This window comes from Mesorhizobium sp. WSM4904 (assembly GCF_029674545.1).
Classification (GTDB): Bacteria; Pseudomonadota; Alphaproteobacteria; order Rhizobiales; family Rhizobiaceae; genus Mesorhizobium.
Window position 1 is genome coordinate 365011 of sequence record NZ_CP121354.1, and the last position, 19834, is coordinate 384844.

The following is a 19834-nucleotide window of genomic DNA, read 5'->3' on the forward strand; positions in this document are numbered from 1 at the left end:
AAAGGCTGTCCGGCGGCCGGCAAATGACGATTTCAAGAGTCCGGCTTGCAGAACGCTTTGCCGGCAAGCATTGCGGTGCCCGCGCAGGTGATGCCAGATGTTTATTTCAGTTAGATGACAAACGACTTTCGAACCGGCGAGATTCACGGTGGAAAGCCCGCGGGGTCGAGGTGACGCCCGTGCGGCTGCCTATTTGGCCAACTTGATCGCCGCCATTCCGTCCGCGGCGCCGGCTTCGATCGGCGGATCGGCTGGCCCATTGGTTTGGCGCGTGCAAAAGCGTGGTTCACACCCTATATGAGGCCGACAAATTCTTCAGGACACAGATTTTCGAGGCGAGCCATGAGCGATGCACAGACGCAGATCCCCGTAACCGTTCTCACCGGCTATCTCGGCGCGGGCAAGACGACGCTGCTCAACCGCATCCTGTCGGAGAACCACGGCAGGCGTTACGCCGTCATCGTCAACGAGTTCGGCGAGATCGGCATCGACAACGACCTGATCGTCGAATCCGACGAGGAAATCTATGAGATGAACAATGGCTGCGTGTGCTGCACGGTGCGCGGCGACCTGATCCGCGTCGTCGAAGGCCTGATGCGCCGGCCCGGCCGCTTCGACGCCATCGTGGTCGAGACCACGGGCCTCGCCGATCCGGTGCCGGTGGCGCAGACCTTCTTCATGGATGACGACGTACGCTCCAAGACCAAGCTCGACGCGGTGGTGGCGCTGGTCGACGCCAAGCACCTGCCGCTGCGGCTGAAGGACTCCAAGGAGGCCGAGGACCAGATCGCCTTCGCAGACGTGGTGGTGCTGAACAAGACCGATCTCGTCACGCCCGAAGAGCTGGAAAAAGTCGAGGCGACGATCCGCGCCATCAATCCGGCAGCCAGGATCCATCGCACGGAGCGCGCCGGGGTGGCGCTGGGCGAAGTGCTCGATCGCGGCGCCTTCGACCTGTCCCGCGCGCTGGAGAACGATCCGCATTTCCTCGAGGCGCACGATCACGATCATGACCACGACCACCATCACCACGATCATGACGGGCACGATCATCACCATCACGACCATGCTTCGGATATCCACGACGTGACGGTCAAGTCGGTGTCGCTGCGCGGCGGCGAGATGGACCCGAAGAAGTTCTTCCCCTGGATCGAGAAGGTGACGCAGATGGAAGGGCCGAACATCCTCAGGCTAAAGGGCATCATCGCGCTCAAGGGCGACGACGACCGCTATGTGCTGCAAGGCGTGCACATGATCCTCGAAGGCGACCATCAGCGCGCCTGGAAGGACGGCGAGAAGCACGAGAGCCGGCTGGTGTTCATCGGCCGCGATCTCGACGCCGAGCGGCTCAGGAAGAGCTTTGAGGCCTGCCAGGCGGCTTGATTTCTTAACTTTGCAACGTTAGCGCTGCCCCTCATCCGCCTGCCGGCACCTTCTCCCCGTAAAGAACGGGGAGAAGGGACGCGCTGCAACGCAGGCGATCCCCTCTCCCCGTTCTTCACGGGGAGAGGGTAAGGGTGAGGGGCAGCGCCAACTTGGATAATGTCTCGCATGCCCACAGTCGCCCCGCTTGATCTCGAAAGCCATTGCGTCGCCGCCGTCTTCCTCAACGACGTGCCGCATTTCGCGCTTGCCGACGGGACGATCCACCGGTTGGACAATGGGCACAAGACGACGCAGGCCAATGACGGGCTGCTCGCAGCGTTCCACGACGCGGCCAACGACCGGCTGATCACCGGTGGCGAGGACGGCAAGGTGTTTGCCGTCAAGGCAGGCGGCGAGGCGAGCGAGCTCGCCAGCGCCGGCAAAAAGTGGATCACCAGCGTCGCCGCCGGTCCACAGGGCGCGATCGCCTTTGCCTCCGGCAAGAGCGCGTTCGCGCGCTTTGCCGACGGCAAGGTCAAGGAATTCGCCCATCCGCGCTCGGTGGAAGGCCTGGCCTTCTCGCCGAAAGGCATGCGCTTCGGCGTCGCCCGCTACAATGGCGCGACGCTGCATTTCCCGGCCGCCGAGGGCAAGCCGGTGGAGCTCGAATGGGCCGGCGCCCATACCGGCATCAGCTTTTCGCCGGACGGCGCCTTCGTCATCACCACCATGCAGGAGAACGCGCTGCATGGCTGGAAGCTTGCCGACGGCAAGCACATGCGCATGAGCGGCTATCCCGGCAAGGTGAAGAGCCTGTCCTGGAGCGTGAAGGGCAAATGGCTGGCGAGCTCGGGCGCGCCGGCGGCGATCGTGTGGCCATTCGCGAGCAAGGACGGCCCGATGGGCAAGGCGCCGCTGGAGCTCGGCACGCGCGGCAACACCATGGTGACCTGCGTTGCCTGCCATCCGAGCCAAGAGGTCACGGCCATCGGCTATGAGGACGGCATGGTGATAGCGGCGCGCTTCGCCGACGCCAAGGAGGTGCTGCTGCGCCGCCCGGGCAAAGGCGCCATCACCTCGATGATGTGGGACAAGGAGGAGCGCCGCATCGTGTTCGGAAGCGCTGCAGGCGATTGCGGCGTCATCGATATCACTGCGTAAGGGAATGGGCAGTAGAAAGAGAGCCCTACTGCCTACTGCCTACTGCCTACTGCCTACTGCCTACTGCCTAAGGGGGGCTCATGCATTCAATCGACCGGACTTCCATCGGCGGCATAGCTGTCGCCCGCATCGCCGAATTGCGCGAGGCGGAAGCGGCCGCCTTCCGCAAGGCGCGGCCGAAATCGGAAGCCAAGGTGGGCAACGGTATCGCCGGCTTCCTCGGCGGCGTGCCGATGCACTGGATGACCGATTGGCCGACGCCGTTCCCGATCCTGGTCGACGGCGCGAAAGGCGCCACGATCACCGACGTCGACGGCAACAAGCTCGACGATTTCTGCCTTGGCGACACCGGCTCGATGCTCGGGCATTCGCCGCCGGCGGTTGCCCGCGCCATCCGCCGGCAGGCCGGGCGCGGACTCACCTACATGCTGCCCAGCGAGGATGCGCTGGCCATCGGTCCGCTCCTGCAGCAGCGCTTCGGCCTGCCTTACTGGCAGATCGCGACCACCGCCACCGACGCCAACCGCTTCGCGCTGCGCGTCGCCCGCGCGGTTACGGGACGCGAAAAGATCCTGGTCTTCAACGGCTGCTATCACGGCTCGGTCGACGAGACGATGGTGCGGCTGATCGACGGCAAGCCTGTCAACCGGCCGGGGCTGGCCGGCGAATTCCGCGACCTGACCCGGGCGACAAAGATCGTCGAGTTCAACGATGTCGCGGCGCTGGAAGGGGCGCTGGCGGATCGGGACGTCGCCTGCGTGATCACCGAGCCGGTGCTGACCAATTCCTGCATGGTGCTGCCGGAGCCCGGCTTCCACGACGCGCTGCGGCGCCTCACCCGCGCCGCCGGCACGCTGCTTTTGATCGACGAGACGCACACCATTTCCACCGGCCCCGGCGGCTATACGAAGAAGCACGGGTTGGAGCCGGACCTTTTCGTGCTCGGCAAGCCGGTGGCCGGCGGCGTTCCGGCCAGCATCTGGGGCATGAGCGATGAGGTCGCCACCCGCTACGCCGCCTACAACCGGACCAAGGAGCCCGGCTATTCCGGCATGGGCACGACGCTGTCGGCCAACCCGCTGCAATTCGCGGCGATGCGGGCGACGCTGGAAGAGGTGATGACCGAGGAGGCTTGTGCCCATATGGACCGGCTGGCGCGCCGCCTCGACGCCGGGCTCACCGCCGTCATCGACCGCTATCATTTGCCGTGGCACGTCGCGCGGGTCGGTGCCCGGGTCGAGTTCATCTGCGCGCCCGGCCCGCTCAGAAATGGCAGTGCAGCGGAGAAAGCGCATGCGCCGGAGCTCGAGGCCGCCATCCATGTCGCGCTGGTCAATCGCGGCGTGCTGATCGCGCCGTTCCACAACATGATGCTGATCTCGCCGGCGACGACGTCCGCGCAGGTGAGCCGGCTGATCGCAGCCTTCGCCGCGGTTGCGGCAAGGCTCACGGCGTGAGACAAGCAGTTGGAAGATTGGCGGCCATGGACAATCCGAACACCGTTGCGACCTCGCCTTCCGGCTCGACGCCCGCCGAGGCGAAAGCCTTTCTCGATGCCCATCCCGACATCGAGGCCTTCGACATCGTGCTCACCGATGCCAACGGCATCGGCCGCGGCAAGATCGTGCGGCGGCACGAGCTGATGAGCATTTTCGAGGGCGGCCGGCACATGCCGATCTCGATACTCGGCCTCGACATCACCGGCGAGGACGTCCACGACACCGGGCTGATCTGGGACACAGGCGACGGCGACCTCAGGGCATGGCCGATCCCCGGCACGCTGGTGCCGCTCTACGGCACCAAGCCGCCACGGGGCCAGGTGCTGATGGCGATGTACCATCTCGACGGCCAGCCGATGTCCAGCGACCCGCGCCTGGTGCTGGCAAGGCAGGTGGAGATGCTGGCGGCCAGAGGCCTGCATCCGGCGGGCGCCTTCGAGCTGGAATTTTTCCTCCTCGCCAATGAGCGCGACGCCGACGGCAAGGTGCAGGCGGCGCGCGCGGTGCTCGATGGCCGCCGCTCGGCCAAGACGGAAGTCTATTCAGTCGACCATCTGCATGGCATGGAGCCGCTGTTTTCCGACATCTACGCCGCCGCCAGAGAGCAAGGCATTCCGGCCGAGACGGTGATTTCCGAATATGCGCCCGGCCAGTACGAACTGACGCTCAACTACCGCAAGGACGTTATGCGGGCGGCGGACGACCTGGTCATGCTGAAGCGGCTGGTGAGGGGGCAGGCGCGCAGGCACGGCGTCACCGCCTGTTTCATGGCGAAACCGATCGAGACTTATGCCGGCTCGGGCATGCATTTCCACGTCTCGCTGCAGGACGACGCCGGCAAAAACGTCTTCACCGAATCTGCCGGCGAGAAATGGTCGCCAAAGCTGCTCAACGCGCTTGGCGGGCTTATCCACACCATGGCGGAATCGATGCTGGTGTTTGCGCCGCATGCCAATTCGTGGCGGCGCTTCGTCTCGCAATCCTATGCGCCGGTGGCGCCGAGCTGGGGCGTCAACAACCGTTCCGTGGCGCTGCGCGTGCCGGCGGGCGACGCCAAGAACCGCCGCATCGAGCATCGTCCGTCCGGCGTCGACGCCAACCCCTATCTGGTGGCGGCGACGGTGCTGGCCGGCATCGTCAAAGGCCTCGACGAGGGCCTGGATCCCGGCCCGGAGACGACCGGCAACGGTTATGAGCAGGCAACGGATGCGTCGATCATGCCGGCGGACTGGCGCGCCGCGATCGAGGCTGCACGGGCATCCAGCTTCCTGAAATCGGCGCTCGGCCCCGACCTGCATCGGACCTTCGTGGCGATCAAGCAGGCGGAATATCTGCGCGTGGCTCGCACCGTCAGCGAGCTGGATTACCACCTCTACCTGCACGAGGTGTGAGGATCGGGAACCATCGCCAGGCTCGCCCATTTCAAGGTTGAAGCGGGCGAGACAGAACCATGGCGACAACACCGTCAACAACGGCCTTGCAGCGCGAAGCGAGGCGCACGGCCAGGCGCATCCATGCGTCCGAGGCAGAGCCGGCACTCGGGGAAGATGCCGCCTCCATCGGCGAGGCGCGCGAAGCGGCAAAAGCCTGCCGTCGCTGCCCGCTTTGGCATGACGCTACGCAGACCGTGTTCGGCGAAGGACCGGAAACCGCGGATGTGATCTTCGTCGGCGAACAGCCCGGCGATCAGGAGGATCTGGCCGGCAAGCCGTTCGTCGGCCCGGCCGGCAGAATATTCGACAGCATCCTGGACGATGCCGAAGTCGACCGCCGCAAGGTCTATGTGACCAACGCCGTGAAACACTTCAAGTTCGAGCCGCGCGGCAAGCGGCGCATCCATTCGAAACCCAATGCCGGCGAGATCCAGGCCTGCCGCTGGTGGCTGGACAAGGAGCTCGATTTCATCAAGCCGAACCTTGCGGTGGCGCTTGGCGCGACAGCGGCGCAGTCGCTGCTCGGCAAGGCGGTGCCGGTCTTGAAGAGCCGCGGCGACGTGATCGAGCGCAGTGACGGGCTGCGCGTCTTCATCACCATCCACCCTTCGCTTATCCTGCGCATTCGCGAACCGGAGGACAAGGCTGCCGAGCGCGAGCGGTTTTTGAAGGATATGCGGAAGGTGAAGCAGCTGATGGCGGCTTGAGGTTCTACGCGCCCTAACGGGACCCCCAAGCAGACATACCATGAATGCTGTTGCACAGGGTTAGCGCGGCCTTGGAGATTGGCCGAAACGCCCGTCGCTTCGTCATCCACGGGCGGAGCAAGGAGCGAAGCGACGCGCGCAGACCCGAGGATCCATTCCGTGACTTCGACGCCGCCGCAACGGTGCAGAATTCTGCGCCGTTTGCATCCTTCGGCCAGGGTAACGGAATGGATTCTAGGGTCTGCGCGCGTCGCTTCGCTCCTTGCTCCGCCCTAGAATGACGACCTCTGTGGGGCTCCGCGCTACCTAACCAGTATCGCCCTTAGATCATTCACATTCGTGCCCGTCGGACCCGGCACAAACAAATCCTCGACAGCATTGAATGCCGTCCAGGCATTATTGCCGGCAAGCATCGCCTTGGCGTCGACGCCCGCGGCGCGCATGCGCGCAACCGTCGAGCCGTCGGCGAAGGCGCCGGCATTGTTCTCCGACCCGTCGATGCCGTCCGTGTCGGCGGCCAAAGCATGGATGCCGTCCACGCCATCGATGCCGATGGCGAAGGCGAGCAGGAATTCGGAATTGCGGCCGCCCTTGCCCTTTATGCCGTCAATGGGGGCCCGCAAAGTGACCGTGGTCTCGCCGCCGGAGAGGATCAGCACCGGCTTGGCGAAAGGCCGGTTGCGGGTCGCCACCTCGCGCGCAATCGCGGCATGGACACCGCCGACCTCGCGCGCCTCGCCCTCGATCGAATCCGAAAGGATGACGGCCTCGATGCCTTGACGCCTCGCTTCGGCGGCCGCCGCTTCCAGCGAGACTCCTGCCGAGGCGATCAGATGCACTTCATTGCCGGCAAAGCGCGGATCGTTTGGACGAGGCGCGTCGGCGGCAGGCGACTGGATGTGCGCCATCACCGAAGCCGGCAGCTTCATGCTGTAGGCCGCAATCGACGCCAGTGCATCCTCGCGGCTGCCGGTATCGGGAACGGTCGGCCCCGAGGCAACCAGCGCCGGATTGTCGCCGGGGATGTCGGAGACGACCAGCGACACCACCCTGGCCGGATGAGCGGCGGCGGCCAAGCGGCCGCCCTTGATGGTCGAAACGTGCTTGCGGATGGTGTTCATCGCCGCGATCGGCGCGCCGGAGGCGAGCAGCGCCTCGTTGACGGCGATCTCGTCGGCCAAGGTCAGGCCAGGGGCGGGCGACGGCAGCAGCGCCGAGCCGCCGCCCGAAATCAGCGCCACGACCAGATCGTCGGGCGTCAGGCCGCGCACCTTCTCCAGCAGCCGGCGCGAAGCCTCAAGGCCGGCAGCGTCCGGCACCGGGTGCGCCGCCTCGATGATCTCGATGCGCTCGCATTTGGCGCCATAGCCGTAGCGGGTGACGACCAGCCCGTCGATCGGACCATCCCAGACCTTCTCGAAGGCCGCCGCCATCTGCGCGGAGCCTTTGCCGGCGCCGATGACGATCGTGCGGCCCTTCGGCTTTGCCGGCAAATGGTTGCGGATCGTCCTTTCCGGGTCGGCGGCAGCGACGGCCGCGTTGAAGATCGACGTGAGGAAGGTTTTTGGGTGGAGCACTGTCATCCTTGGCTGCCATCGGCATTGCGCAGATTTTTCCGACGCCGGCGCCGCCCCTCACCCTTACCCTCTCCCCGTGAAGAACGGGGAGAGGGGGTCGCCAGCGTTGCGGCAATCTCCCTTCTCCCCGTCACTATACAGGGAGAAGGTGCCGGCCCACCTTCCGCAGCTGCAGCGCAGTTGCTGCGGAGGATGGGCAGGCGGATGAGGGGCGGCGCCGGCGTCACGATTTCTCTTCCGGCGGCAGCGCCAGTTGCTTCCGATCGACGCCAAGATGCGCGCAGAGCGCATCGACCACGACGCCATGGTCCTCGCGCTCCGGCAGACCGGAGACGGCAATGACGCCGATGACGCCGGCGCCCTTGACCGTGACGGGAAAGCCGCCGCCGGCGAGCACATAGTCGGCAATGTCCAGCGCCTCGCCAACCTTGAAGGTGCGGTCCGGCCGCTGCTGCTCCAGCACCATGCGGTAGGTGCTTCTGAGATAGCGCTTCACGACATTGATCTTGCGCCGCGCCCAGTCGGGATTGGAGGCGTTGGAGCCCGGCATCGCGGCATAGAACAGCGGCCGGTCGAAGGTCCTGATGTCGACGATGATCGGCAGGTTTTCCTTGAGCGCCCGGGCCCTGATCGCCGAGCCGATCTCGAAGGCCACGGCCTCGTCGAAGGCCGGAAAGACCAGCGTGGCTTCCTGTTTCTTGATCAGAGCGATGTCGGCGGCGGCAGCCATGGCGTTTCCCCTGTCAATGTCGACGCACGCTTTGGCCGATGGCTGACGTGGGGTCAAGCGACGAGCGCATTTAATCTATGCGACAATCGCGCTCTTCGCCGGCCGGCCCGCCACATAGACCTCACGCACGGCGCGGTCGTCGCCCAGCGTCTGCAAAAGGAAGAGCTCCTCAGCCAGCGTCTCCACCGTCTCCATTCTCAGCCGCATCGCCGGCGTGGCGTGGGCGTCGAGCACGACGATGTCGGCGTCCGTGCCTTCTTCCAGCGTGCCGATCTTGTCGGCGACAGACAGCGCCTCGGCATTGCCGCGCGTCAATTGCCAGTAAGACTGGAACGGGTTCAGCTTCTCGCCGTTCAGCGCAATGACCTTGTAGCCCTCGTCCATGGTGCGCAGCATGGAATAGTTGGTGCCGCCGCCGACATCGGTGGCTGCCGCGATCCTGAGCGGCTTCTCGCGCCGGCGATAGCGCTGGTAGTCGAACAGGCCGGAGCCGAGGAATAGGTTGGAGGTCGGGCAGAACACCGCCACCGAGCCCGACTGCGACATCGCATCCGCCTCGCGTTCCGACAGGTGGATGCAGTGACCGAACAGACTCTTTTTCCCCAGCAGGCCGTAGTGCTCATAGATATCGGTGTAATCACGCGACCGGGGATAAAGCTCCTGGGTGAAGGCGATCTCGGCGTGGTTCTCCGACAGATGCGTCTGCATGTGGAGATCGGGATGTTCGCGGCAGAGCACGCCGGCCATCTCCATCTGCTCCGGCGACGAGGTGATGGCGAAGCGCGGCGTGATCGCATAGAGCTGGCGACCCTTGCCGTGCCATTCGGCAATCAGCGCCTTGGTGTCGTCGTAGCCGGTCCGTGGGGTATCGAGCACGCCGTCCGGCGCATTGCGGTCCATCATCACCTTGCCGGCAATGTTGAGCATATTGCGGTCATGCGACTCCGCGAAGAAGGCTTCGGCGGAAGATTTGTGCACCGAGCAATAAGCAGCAACCGTCGTCGTGCCATGGCGCAGCATCTCGTCAAGGAACAGCCGAGCGATGCGGCGGCCGTGCTGCGCGTTGCGGAACTTCGTCTCCTCCGGAAAAGTGTATTTGTTCAGCCAGTCGAGCAGCTCGGCGCCGTAGGACGCGATGACCTGCATCTGCGGAAAATGCACATGGGCGTCGATGAAGCCCGGCAGGACGAGATGCGGACGATGATCGATCGTGTCAACGCCGGCTCCCGCACGCTTCGCGACCTCGGCATAGGGACCGGCGGCAACGATCCTGCCGCTGTCGATCAGCAGCCCGCCATCCTCCTCGTAGCGCCAGGCGGAATGGTCGTCGATCGCTTCGGGCCAGCGCAGGAAAGAGAGCGTGCGGCCGCGCAGGAGTTTCGATGTCATGCTTACTTTCCGGCGCCTTCGAACCAGGCCACCAAAAGGGCACGTTCCTGGTCGGTTATCTGGGTGACGTTGGCGGGCGGCATGGCATGCGCCCGGCCGGCCTGCAGATAGATCTCACGGGCATGCTCGGCAATGCGCGCGTCGGTGTCGAGCATCACGCCCTTGGGCGCGTGGTAGATGCCTTCATAGACAGGCTCCTCTGCATGGCACATCGAGCAGCGGCCGAGCACGGTGTCGCGCACGGCAGGGAAGTGCGCCGAGGCCATATAGATCTGCGCCGCAGAGGATGCAGCGGATGTCTTCGGCTCGCCGGTGAGCACCTTCGGCACGGTCGACAGCCAGATGATGATCATGAACAGGACGGCGGCGCCGAGCCAGGTCCAGGTCGGGTTGCCCTTCCGCGCATGCACGGTGTTGAAATAATGCCGGATCAGCACGCCGATGATGAAGACCAGCGAGGCGATGACCCAGTTGAACTCAGTGCCGAAGGCCAGCGGATAGTGGTTCGACAGCATCAGGAACAGGACCGGCAAGGTCAGGTAGTTGTTGTGCAGCGAGCGCTGCTTGGCGATCTTGCCGTATTTCGGGTCGGGCTTGCGGCCGGCGATCAGGTCGGCGACGACGATCTTCTGGTTGGGGATGATGACCATGAAGACGTTGGCCGACATGATCGTGGCGGTGATGGCGCCGAGATGCAGGAAGGCTGCGCGGCCGGTGAAGAGGTGCGTCAGCCCCCAGGCGATGAATACCAGCACGCCGTAGAGCACCAGCATCAGGCCGGTATCGCTTCTGCCGAGCGGCGAGCGGCACAGAAGATCGTAGACGATCCAGCCGACGCCGATGGTGGCGAGCGACAGCAGGATGCCGACCGGCACCGAGACGTCGAGCACATTGGGGTCGATCAGGAAGAGATCGGCGCCGGCGTAATAGACCACGCAGAGCATGGCGAAGCCCGACAGCCAGGTGGCGTAGGATTCCCATTTGAACCAGGTCAGGTGCTCCGGCATCTCGGCCGGCGCCACAAGATATTTCTGAATGTGGTAGAAGCCGCCGCCGTGCACCTGCCACTCCTCGCCGAAGGCGCCGGCGGGCAGGCCGGGACGCTGGCGCAACCCGAGATCGAGCGCGACGAAATAGAAGGACGAACCGATCCAGGCGATGCCGGTGATGACATGCAGCCAGCGGACCGCAAAACTCAGCCAGTCCCAGAAAATCGCAAAATCCGTCATCCGTGTCGCCCCTGGGAAATCGTCCCTGCCGATCAGGTGACTTTACGGTCTGGGGCGCAAACGAAAAGAGGCGAGGCCCGCGATGACTTTCAAAAAAAAATGGAAAATACTAGTTTCACTACACATAGACGTTTGAGAGCCACGAAAGCCGCATGGCCTATCTCGACAACATCGCCGTCTTCGTCCGTGTCGTCGAGCTCGGCAATCTGTCGGCGGCCGGGCGCGACATGCGCATCTCGCCGGCAGTGGCCTCCAACCGCATCAAGGAGCTGGAGAAGCATCTGGGTGTGCGGCTGTTCAACCGCACGACGAGGCAGTTGATGCCGACCGAACATGGCACGGTGTTCTACACCGGCGCCAAGCAGGTGCTGGACGCCATCACCGAGGCGGAAGCGGCGGTTGCAGCGCTTTCCGGCCAGCCGCGCGGCACGATCAAGGTGACGGCGCCGCTCGGCCTCGGCCGGCGGCTGATCGCCTCCGGCATTCCGGACTTTCACGACAAATACCCCGATATCGAGGTGCGGCTCAGGCTCTCCGACCACAATGTCGACATCATGAAGGAAGGCATCGACGTCGCCTTCCGTCTCGGCATCATCGAGGATTCGAGTCTCAGGATGCGCGGCATCATGGACTGCGAGCGCGTGCTGGTCGCGGCGCCTAAATATCTCGAGGCGCGCGGCGAGCCGGTCGAGCCGCAGGAATTGATCGGCAAGAAGCACGACTGCCTGATGCTGCGCTATGCCGGCACGCGCGAATATGTCTGGACGCTGCAGACGCCGAACGGCGTGCAGAAATTCGAGGTGCATGGACCTTACGACACCGACGACGGCGACGTTTTGACCGGCTGGGCGCTGTCGGGGCGCGGCATCATCAACAAGCCGCGTTTCGAGGTCGAGCCGTTCATCCGCGACCGGCGGCTGAAGGTGATCCTGGCCAAGACCCCGCCGACACCGGTGCAGCTTGCCGCCGTCTATCCGCACAAGAAGCTGCAGGACCCGAAGGTGCGGCTGCTGCTCGACTTCATGGCCGACCGCTGCCAGCGGCTGATCAAGGACATTTTGGCTGGGAAGTAGGTATCAGTAGCGTTCCACAGCTTCGGGATTGGCCGAAGCCTCCCCGACGTCGTCATCCACGGGCGGAGCGACGCGAAGCGGAGCGCAGACCCGAGGATCCATTCCGCGACCTTCGCCGAAGAGCGCAGCGGAGCAGAATTCTGAACCGTCGCAACGCTTTGACGTCACGGAATGGATCCTATGGTCTGCGCTGCGTCGTTTTGCTCCTTGCTCCGCCATAGGATGACGACGGGATAGGCGCCTCAGCCAACCACCGAGGTATGCGCCACGCAACATTGGTTCGGCAGGACTTCTACCTCGCCGCTAATACGGTGACTGGTCGGCAAGTGACAGCTCGGTGGCCCACTCGCTCCCGTTGCCTTGCACAAAGGCGAGCCTAGGTTGGTAGCCGAATGGCTGCACGACGCCGGTCGCAGCCGAATGGGCACACAATGCATCTCGCCGTCTCGCTCAACATTGCTTCCGCTACCGGGCAGGCCGGCCTGACATTTGCAGAGATCGCCGGCTTCGCGCGGAAGGCGGAGGCGGCCGGGATCGATATGGTCGTCATCTCCGATACGACGGAGGAGCGATCGAGCAGCCCTTTCGAGGCGACCACGCTTCTGGCGGCACTCGCCACCGTGACCGAAAGGATCGGGCTGGTCGCCAGTGCCTCGACGCTCGCGCACCAGCCTTACAATCTGGCGCGCCGGTTCGCGTCGCTCGACATCATCAGCCAGGGCCGCATCGGCTGGAACGCAACGTTGAGACAGAATTCGCGCGAGGCGGCGAATTTCAGCCGGCCGGAAAGCATTACCGACGAGGATTTCCGTCGCCGCGCGCAAGAGTTCATCGGCATCGTGCAAGGTCTGTGGCGGGGCTGGGATGCGGACGCTTTACTGTTCGACAAAGCCGGCGGCCGGTTCCACGATCCCGTCAAGATGCATTTCCTCGACCACAAGGGCGTGTTCTTCTCCGTGCGGGGGCCGCTCAACGTCGCCCGCTCGCCGCAGGACACGCCGGTGCTGGTCATGTCGGGCCTGGGGGAGTCCGATCTCGATTTCGGCGCCAAAGTCGCCGATGTCGTGCTGTTCGAGGCGGAGGGCGCCAAGGCAGCCTATGACGATCTCAAGCGCCGCGCGGTTGCCGCCGGACGCGAGCCGGAAACCATGAAGGTGCTGATGACGGTTGGCGTGGACGAGCTTGCGGCTGGCGGGATGGAGGCTTGGCTCGACGGCAAAAGCTGCGATGGTTTCAATTTCGCTTTGCCGGCCGATCTTTCGGCGCTCGATGACTTCACCGGCCGCATCCTGCCGGAGCTTCGCCGTCGCAGCCTGGCCCGCTCGGTCTATGCTGGGGCAAAACTGCGCGACCGTCTCGAGCTTGGCGCGGGAGGCGCAAAATGAGCGCGCGTCAGATGAAGCTCGGCTTGTTCCTTTGGGCGACAGGCCACCATATCGCCGCCTGGCGCCATCCGGATTCGCATGTGACGGCCGGCATCGACATCGATCATTATATCGAGCTGGCGCGGACTGCGGAAGCGGCGAAATTCGACATGGTCTTCTGCGAGGACGCCGCCGGCCTGCGCGAAGCCGATATCAACATCGCCAGCCAGACCTCGCGCTCGATCGGCTTCGAGCCGATCAGCCTGCTTTCAGCCCTTGCCGTGCAGACCGAGCGCATCGGCCTCGTGTCGACGGCCTCGACCAGCTACAACGAGCCTTACGGGCTGGCGAGGGCCTTCGCCTCGCTCGACAATCTGAGCGGCGGCCGCGCGGGCTGGAACCTCGTCACCTCCGCCAACCCCAGCGAGGCGGCGAATTTCGGCGCGACAGGTCTCAGGCCGCATGCCGACCGCTACGAACGCGCCCGTGAATTCGCCACTGTCGTCACCGGCCTGTGGCGCCGCAGCGGCGCCGGCCATGACGGCCAGAGCTTTTCGGTGCGCGACCCGCTCGACATCCCGCCCTCGCCGCAGGCCGCGCCGGTGATGGTGCAGGCCGGCGCTTCCGACGACGGCAAGGATCTTGCCGCGCGGACCGCCGATGTCGTGTTCAGCGCGGCGCAGACCCTGGAAGAGGCCAAGGCCTTTTACGACGACCTCAAGGGACGGCTGGCCGCCTATGGCCGCCAGCCGGACGACGTGAAGATCATGCCCGGCGTGGCGCCGATCGTCGCGGCAACGAAAGCCGGGGCTCAGGCCAAATACGATGCTCTGCAGGAACTGATCCCCGACGATGTCGGCGTCGCGCTGCTTTCCAGCTATCTCAGCATCTCCGACCTCTGGCGCTATCCGATCGACGGGCCGTTGCCGGAACTGCCCGAGAGCCAAGGCATGAAAAGCCGGCAGGCGCTGGTCATCGAGCAGGCACGGCGCGACGGTCTGTCGATCCGTGAGCTTGCGCGCTATTTCGCCGGCGCGCGCGGGCATTGGCGCGTCGTCGGCACGGCGGCGCAGATCGCCGATGCGCTGCAAGAGCGGTTCGAAGGCGGAGCGGCCGACGGCTTCAACGTCATGCCGTCCTGGTTTCCGGGCGAATTGGACGCCTTCGCGACAATGGTCGTGCCGGAGCTGCAGCGGCGTGGCCTGTTCCGCAAGGACTATGAGGGCCGCACGCTGCGTGAGCAGCTCGGCCTCAAGCGGCCGATGTGAGGCGATTAGTCCATCTGGCGAGCCGTCCAGTCATCGCCATGGGGCGCGGCTGGCCAAGGACCACCTCAACCGGCCATCGCCTTTTCGGGCGCGGCCGATGCCTCGGCGGAGTGCGACGCCAGCGCTGTCATGATCTCGGCCGCGGCGAGCGCGGCGATCACCGGCGGGCGCTTGTCTTTCACGGCATTGCCGCCGATCGGCGAAATGAGGCGGTCGAACTCTGCCTCACTGCCCTCGGCCGACTTCAGGAACCAGTTCTTGAAGGTCGCCTTCTTGGTCTTCGAGCCGATCATGCCGACATAGGCGGTGTCGTCGCGCTTCAGTGCCTCGGCGACAATCAGGAAATCGAGCGCATGGTCGTGTGTGAGTATGGCGAAGGCCGATCCCGCCGGCGCCTCGCGCACGATGCTTTCGGGCATCGGCGTCAGCCGCGTCTCGACCGTTTCGGGCATGCCCTCCAGCGCATCCGCCCGCGTCTCGACGACGACGGCATGGACGGGCAGGAGCGCGAGCGACGCGGCCAGCGCCTGGCCGACATGGCCGCCGCCGAACACATAGACATGCGGCAGACGCGCCTCCTCGGCCTCGGCCTTGCTGATGAGCTGTTGTTCGAGCGCTGCATCGATTGGCCGGATCAGCACCTCGACCCGCCCGCCGCAGCATTGGCCGATCTCAGGACCTAACGGCACATCGAGTGTGGCGACAACTTTGTCAGCGTCGCGCTGCCCCTCACCCTTACCCTCTCCCCGTAAGAACGGGGAGAGGGAGTCGCCGGCGTTGCGACTAGCCCCCTTCTCCCCGTCACTATACGGGGAGAAGGTGCCGGCAGGCGGATGAGGGGCTGCGCTGACGTCTGCAATTTCCAGGGAACTGCACTTTGATGAGGCAGGTCGACACAACATCTGCCGCGCCTTGTCGATCGCCATGAACTCGAGCTGGCCGCCGCCGATGGTGCCGAAAATCGCCGACGCCGAGACGAGCATGAAGGCACCGGCCTCGCGCGGCGTCGAGCCTTTCGTCGTCGCGACCTCGACCAGCGCGACCCGGCCGGGTTGGCGGAGAAAGTCCTTCAGGCTTTGCACCTTCGCGTTCATCGTCTGCATTTTCGCGTGCTTGGCGCATGATCCTTTCCGAATTCGATGCCGATTTCGGGGTCATGCGCCAGGAAATATAGCGTTTTGTGCCCCGAATTGCACGTTTTGGCCCGTTCAGGCCGGCTTTGCTGCTTCCCGCTTCAGCCTTTCGATGGCCATCAGCACCCGTTCCGGCGTTGCCGGGGCGTCGAGGCGCGGACAGATTTTGTGGTCCGCGACACTCGCCACGGCATCGGAAAGCGCATGCAGCACCGACATGCCGAGCGGGAACGGCGGCTCTCCGACCGCCTTGGAGCGATGCACGGTAGGCTCGTTCGCCTCGGACCAGTCGGCGAGCGTCACGTTGAAGATCTTCGGCCGGTCGGAGGCGAGCGGAATCTTGTAGGTCGACGGCGCATGCGTGCGCAGTCGGCCCTTGTCGTCCCACCAGAGTTCCTCCGTGGTGAGCCAGCCCATGCCTTGGATGAAGCCGCCCTCGATCTGGCCGAGATCGATGGCGCGGTTCAGCGAGCGGCCAGTCTCGTGCACTATGTCGGTGCGCTCGACCACATATTCGCCGGTCAGCATGTCGACCGACACCTCGGAGCAGGAGGCGCCATAGGCGAAGTAGTAGAAGGGTCGGCCCTCGCCTTTGTCGCGATTCCAGTGGATCTTCGGCGTCTTGTAGAAGCCCGCCGCCGAAAGCTGGATACGGGCGATGTAGGCCTGCTTGACGAGGTCGGCGAAGGGTATCTCCTGATTTCCGATGCGCACCCGGTTGGGCAGGAATAGCACCTGGTCGCGCGGCACCTGGTATTTCTCGCAAGCGAAATTGATCAGCCGGTCCTTGATCTGGCGGGCGCCGTTCTGCGCCGCCATGCCGTTGAGGTCGGACCCGGACGATGCCGCGGTCGCCGAGGTGTTCGGCACCTTGCCGGTCGTGGTGGCGGTGATCTTCACCTGGTCGAGATCGATCTGGAACTCCTCGGCCACCACTTGCGCCACCTTGAGGTAGAGGCCCTGCCCCATCTCGGTGCCGCCATGGTTCAGATGCACCGAGCCGTCGGTATAGACATGCACCAGCGCGCCAGCCTGGTTGTAATGGGTGGCGGTGAACGAGATGCCGAACTTGACCGGCGTCAGCGCCAGGCCGCGCTTGACGAAGCGGCTGTTGTTGTTGAAGGCGCTGATCTCGCGCCGGCGCCGCTCATAATTCGAGCTCGCCTCCAACTCGGCGACGATGCGTTGGATGATGTTGTCCTCGACCGTCTGGTGGTAGGGCGTGATGTTCCTGTCGGACGTGCCGTAGAAATTCTTCCTGCGGATCTCGAGCGGATCCTTGCCGACGGCGAATGCGACCTCGTCGATGACGCGCTCGGCGCCGACCATGCCTTGCGGTCCGCCGAAACCGCGGAAGGCGGTGTTCGACACGGTGTTGGTGTAGAACGGCGCCGACTGCGCGTGCACGGTCGGCCAGAAATAGGTGTTGTCGCAATGGAACAGCGCGCGATCGGTGACCGGACCGGAGAGGTCCGAGGAAAAGCCGCAGCGCGCCGCGAACAAGAAGTCGACGCCGAGGATATTGCCGTCGTCGTCAAACCCGACCTCGTAGTCGATGAGGAAGTCGTGGCGCTTGCCGGTGGCGGTCATGTCGTCGTCCCGGTCGGGCCGAATCTTGACGGCGCGGTGGTGCCGCTTGGCGGCAATCGCCGCGAGCGCGGCGAACTGGTTGCCCTGCGTTTCCTTGCCGCCGAAGCCGCCGCCCATGCGGCGGATTTCCACCGTGACGGAATGGCTGGGCACGCCGAGCGCATGGCTCACCATATGTTGGACTTCGCTCGGATGCTGGGTCGAGGAATAGATGGCGACATCCTCGTCCTCGCCGGGAATGGCCATGGCAATATGGCCTTCCAGGTAAAAATGCTCCTGGCCGCCGACCCGCATCTTTCCCTTGAGCCTGCGGGGTGCCGCCTTGATCGCCGCCGCCGCATCGCCGCGCCTTAGCGTCAGCGGCGGGGTGACGAGCTTATCCTTCCTCGGGTCGAGTTCGCCGATGTCGGTGACGAAAGGCAGTTGCTCGTGTTCGACCTTGGCCAGCCTGGTGGCGCGCCGCGCCTCCTCGCGCGTCCCGGCGATGACGCAGAAGATCGGCTGCCCATAGAACTCAACCTTGCCGTCCGCCAGCACCGGCTCGTCGTGTCGGCCGGTCGGCGAAATGTCGTTCTCGCCGGGAATATCCTTTGCCGTCAGCACGTCCACGACGCCCGGCGCAGCGCGCACCGCCGACAGGTCCATCTTGGTGATGGTGGCATGCGTTGCCGTGGACAGGCCGAGGCAGCCATGCAGCGTGCCCGCCGGTTCCGGCATGTCGTCGATATAGACCGCCGTGCCGCTGACATGCTTGTGCGCGGAATCGTGGCGCTGGTCGCTGGCAACGCCGCCCTTGATCTTCTGTGCCTTGAGGTTGGGGACGTGCTTGGTCATCAGGCGGCCTCGTACCGTGAGACCTGGAACGGCGCCCTGGTTCCGGTGGTCTCGACAAAGAAGCGCAGGAGAAGGTTCTTCGCCGCCAGCGCCCGATATTCGGCGGTCGCGCGCATGTCGGTCAGCGGCGTGAAGTCGCCGGCGTATTCGGCCATCGCAGCCTCCACCGTCGCCTCGTTCCAGGCTTTTCCGATCAACGCCTTTTCGACCGCAGCCGCGCGCTTCGGCGTCGGCGCCATGCCGCCATAGGCGATGCGGATATCCGCCACCGTGCCGTCCCTGGCGAGCGTCAGATAGAAAGCGCCGAGCGTCGCGGTGATGTCCTCGTCGCGGCGCTTGGTGACCTTGTAGACGGCAAATCTCGTTCCCTTTGCCGGCACGGGCACATGCACGGCCTCGACGAATTCACCGGGCTGGCGGTCCTGCTTGCCATAGGCGACGAAGAAGGTTTCGAGCGGGATCGTGCGGCGTGCTCCACCCTTGCGCAGCGTCAGTTGCGCGCCTAGCGCGATCAGCGGCGGTGGCGTGTCGCCGATCGGCGAGCCATTGGCGATGTTGCCGCCGACGGTGCCCATGTTGCGCACCTGCTCGCCGCCGATGCGATCGACCAGCGGCCCCAATGCCGGGATGCGCTTCGACAGCGTCTCGAAGGCCTCGGTGTAGGTCACGCCGGCGCCGATGGTGACGATCCCATCGGCCTCCGAGATCGTGCGCAGGCCGTCGAGACCGCCGATGAAGATCGCCGGCGAGATGTCGCGCATATGCTTGGTGACCCACAGACCGACATCGGTCGAGCCGGCAACGATGGTGGCGCCCGGCTCCTTCTCGAGCACGGCGGCGAAATCGTCGACGTTGGCCGGCACGATCAGACGCTGCTTACCTGAACCGACCTCGACCCTGGCGCCGTCGCGCAGCGCTTCCAGCCGCGCGGCAATATCCTCGCGCTCCAGCGCCAGCGGGTCCTTCGCCGCCTTGCCGTAGCTCGATATGGCGCGAGCGGCGCGCATGATCGCCTCGTAGCCGGTGCAGCGGCAGAGATTGCCCTGCAGCGCCTTTTCGATCGCCGCGTCGGAGGGGTTGGGCGTCTTCATCCACAGCGCATAGAGCGACATGATGAAACCCGGCGTGCAGAAGCCGCATTGCGAGCCGTGGAAGTCGACCATCGCCTGCTGAACCGGATGCAGCTTCTCGCCGTCGCCGCGCAGATGCTCGATGCTGACGACATGAGTGCCGTCGAGCGATCCCATGAAGCGGATGCAGGCATTGACGCTTTCATAGACGAGACCTTCGGCGGAAAGCTTGCCGACCAGCACCGTGCAGGCGCCGCAGTCGCCCTCGGCGCAGCCTTCCTTGGTGCCGCGCAGCGACCGGTTGAGCCGCAGCCAGTCGAGCAGCGTCATGTCGGGCGCGATGTCGGCGAGCGCGACGTCGGCACCGTTGAGGATGAAGCGTATCTCGTTGCGGGTCTTGATCTCTGCCATG

General features: G+C 64.9%; 15 protein-coding genes. 8 read left to right on the plus strand and 7 right to left on the minus strand.

The genetic code is table 11. From position 1 onward, the window contains the following. Positions 1-342: 342 nt before the first annotated feature. From QAZ47_RS01695 to QAZ47_RS01715, 5 genes are all read left to right on the plus strand, one after another. Positions 343-1383 carry a GTP-binding protein gene (locus QAZ47_RS01695; protein ID WP_278205245.1) on the plus strand — a complete coding sequence of 347 codons (1041 nt, stop codon included), beginning with the start codon at positions 343-345 and terminating at the stop codon, positions 1381-1383. A 168-nt stretch (positions 1384-1551) separates the two neighbouring features. Then, a complete protein-coding gene (locus QAZ47_RS01700) occupies positions 1552-2526 on the plus strand; it encodes a WD40 repeat domain-containing protein (RefSeq protein WP_278205246.1) in 975 nt (324 codons plus the stop codon). Between the two features lie 80 nt (positions 2527-2606). Further along, on the plus strand, positions 2607-3983 hold the full coding sequence (locus QAZ47_RS01705; RefSeq protein ID WP_278232284.1) for an aspartate aminotransferase family protein: 1377 nt from the start codon (positions 2607-2609) through the stop codon (positions 3981-3983). 26 nt (positions 3984-4009) lie between these two features. Next, positions 4010-5416 carry a glutamine synthetase family protein gene (locus QAZ47_RS01710; protein ID WP_278232285.1) on the plus strand — a complete coding sequence of 469 codons (1407 nt, stop codon included), beginning with the start codon at positions 4010-4012 and terminating at the stop codon, positions 5414-5416. A 59-nt stretch (positions 5417-5475) separates the two neighbouring features. Beyond that, on the plus strand, positions 5476-6165 hold the full coding sequence (locus QAZ47_RS01715) for a UdgX family uracil-DNA binding protein (RefSeq protein WP_278232286.1): 690 nt from the start codon (positions 5476-5478) through the stop codon (positions 6163-6165). 302 nt (positions 6166-6467) lie between these two features. On the opposite strand, the gene QAZ47_RS01720 is transcribed toward QAZ47_RS01715, so the two are convergent. The 4 genes from QAZ47_RS01720 to QAZ47_RS01735 all read right to left on the minus strand — a co-directional run bounded on the left by QAZ47_RS01720 (position 6468) and on the right by QAZ47_RS01735 (position 11090). After that, positions 6468-7748 carry a glycerate kinase gene (locus QAZ47_RS01720; protein ID WP_278232287.1) on the minus strand — a complete coding sequence of 427 codons (1281 nt, stop codon included), beginning with the start codon at positions 7746-7748 and terminating at the stop codon, positions 6468-6470. 217 nt (positions 7749-7965) lie between these two features. Continuing rightward, complete coding sequence (locus QAZ47_RS01725; RefSeq protein ID WP_278232288.1) at positions 7966-8472, minus strand: heme-degrading domain-containing protein; 507 nt, start codon at positions 8470-8472, stop codon at positions 7966-7968. A 75-nt stretch (positions 8473-8547) separates the two neighbouring features. Continuing rightward, the gene (gene guaD, locus QAZ47_RS01730) at positions 8548-9861 is read right to left on the minus strand and encodes a guanine deaminase (RefSeq protein WP_278232289.1); all 1314 of its coding nucleotides are present in this window, start codon (positions 9859-9861) and stop codon (positions 8548-8550) included. Between the two features lie 2 nt (positions 9862-9863). Next, the gene (locus QAZ47_RS01735) at positions 9864-11090 is read right to left on the minus strand and encodes a urate hydroxylase PuuD (RefSeq protein WP_278232290.1); all 1227 of its coding nucleotides are present in this window, start codon (positions 11088-11090) and stop codon (positions 9864-9866) included. Between the two features lie 152 nt (positions 11091-11242). Between QAZ47_RS01735 and QAZ47_RS01740 the strand changes: the two genes are divergently transcribed. The 3 genes from QAZ47_RS01740 (at position 11243) to QAZ47_RS01750 (ending at position 14795) form a co-directional block, all read left to right on the plus strand. Next, positions 11243-12163: a LysR family transcriptional regulator gene (locus QAZ47_RS01740; protein ID WP_278232291.1), complete on the plus strand. Its 921-nt coding sequence runs from the start codon at positions 11243-11245 to the stop codon at positions 12161-12163. Positions 12164-12594: 431 nt separating this feature from the next. Next, positions 12595-13548, plus strand: a complete 954-nt coding sequence (locus tag QAZ47_RS01745) for an LLM class flavin-dependent oxidoreductase (protein ID WP_278232292.1) — start codon at positions 12595-12597, stop codon at positions 13546-13548. Continuing rightward, on the plus strand, positions 13545-14795 hold the full coding sequence (locus QAZ47_RS01750; RefSeq protein ID WP_278232293.1) for an LLM class flavin-dependent oxidoreductase: 1251 nt from the start codon (positions 13545-13547) through the stop codon (positions 14793-14795). The genes QAZ47_RS01745 and QAZ47_RS01750 overlap by 4 nt, the downstream gene beginning before the upstream one ends. Positions 14796-14860: 65 nt before the next feature. On the opposite strand, the gene xdhC is transcribed toward QAZ47_RS01750, so the two are convergent. The 3 genes from xdhC to xdhA all read right to left on the minus strand — a co-directional run bounded on the left by xdhC (position 14861) and on the right by xdhA (position 19833). Further along, complete coding sequence (xdhC, locus tag QAZ47_RS01755) at positions 14861-15889, minus strand: xanthine dehydrogenase accessory protein XdhC (RefSeq protein ID WP_278233751.1); 1029 nt, start codon at positions 15887-15889, stop codon at positions 14861-14863. A 114-nt stretch (positions 15890-16003) separates the two neighbouring features. After that, on the minus strand, positions 16004-18352 hold the full coding sequence (xdhB, locus tag QAZ47_RS01760; RefSeq protein ID WP_278232294.1) for a xanthine dehydrogenase molybdopterin binding subunit: 2349 nt from the start codon (positions 18350-18352) through the stop codon (positions 16004-16006). Next, entirely contained in the window at positions 18352-19833 is a 1482-nt protein-coding gene (gene xdhA, locus QAZ47_RS01765; RefSeq protein WP_278232295.1) for a xanthine dehydrogenase small subunit, read from the minus strand. Before xdhA ends, xdhB begins: the two co-directional genes overlap by 1 nt. Position 19834: the final 1 nt, after the last annotated feature.

Excerpts from the sequence above, each read along its gene's own strand:
- QAZ47_RS01695 (WP_278205245.1), top strand. The coding sequence starts at position 343 with ATGAGCGATGCACAGACGCAGATCCCCGTAACCGTTCTCACCGGCTAT.
- QAZ47_RS01700 (WP_278205246.1), top strand. The coding sequence starts at position 1,552 with ATGCCCACAGTCGCCCCGCTTGATCTCGAAAGCCATTGCGTCGCCGCC.
- QAZ47_RS01705 (WP_278232284.1), top strand. The coding sequence starts at position 2,607 with ATGCATTCAATCGACCGGACTTCCATCGGCGGCATAGCTGTCGCCCGC.
- QAZ47_RS01710 (WP_278232285.1), top strand. The coding sequence starts at position 4,010 with ATGGACAATCCGAACACCGTTGCGACCTCGCCTTCCGGCTCGACGCCC.
- QAZ47_RS01715 (WP_278232286.1), top strand. The coding sequence starts at position 5,476 with ATGGCGACAACACCGTCAACAACGGCCTTGCAGCGCGAAGCGAGGCGC.
- QAZ47_RS01720 (WP_278232287.1), bottom strand. The coding sequence starts at position 7,748 with ATGACAGTGCTCCACCCAAAAACCTTCCTCACGTCGATCTTCAACGCG.
- QAZ47_RS01725 (WP_278232288.1), bottom strand. The coding sequence starts at position 8,472 with ATGGCTGCCGCCGCCGACATCGCTCTGATCAAGAAACAGGAAGCCACG.
- guaD (WP_278232289.1), bottom strand. The coding sequence starts at position 9,861 with ATGACATCGAAACTCCTGCGCGGCCGCACGCTCTCTTTCCTGCGCTGG.
- QAZ47_RS01735 (WP_278232290.1), bottom strand. The coding sequence starts at position 11,090 with ATGACGGATTTTGCGATTTTCTGGGACTGGCTGAGTTTTGCGGTCCGC.
- QAZ47_RS01740 (WP_278232291.1), top strand. The coding sequence starts at position 11,243 with ATGGCCTATCTCGACAACATCGCCGTCTTCGTCCGTGTCGTCGAGCTC.
- QAZ47_RS01745 (WP_278232292.1), top strand. The coding sequence starts at position 12,595 with ATGCATCTCGCCGTCTCGCTCAACATTGCTTCCGCTACCGGGCAGGCC.
- QAZ47_RS01750 (WP_278232293.1), top strand. The coding sequence starts at position 13,545 with ATGAGCGCGCGTCAGATGAAGCTCGGCTTGTTCCTTTGGGCGACAGGC.
- xdhC (WP_278233751.1), bottom strand. The coding sequence starts at position 15,889 with ATGAACGCGAAGGTGCAAAGCCTGAAGGACTTTCTCCGCCAACCCGGC.
- xdhB (WP_278232294.1), bottom strand. The coding sequence starts at position 18,352 with ATGACCAAGCACGTCCCCAACCTCAAGGCACAGAAGATCAAGGGCGGC.
- xdhA (WP_278232295.1), bottom strand. The coding sequence starts at position 19,833 with ATGGCAGAGATCAAGACCCGCAACGAGATACGCTTCATCCTCAACGGT.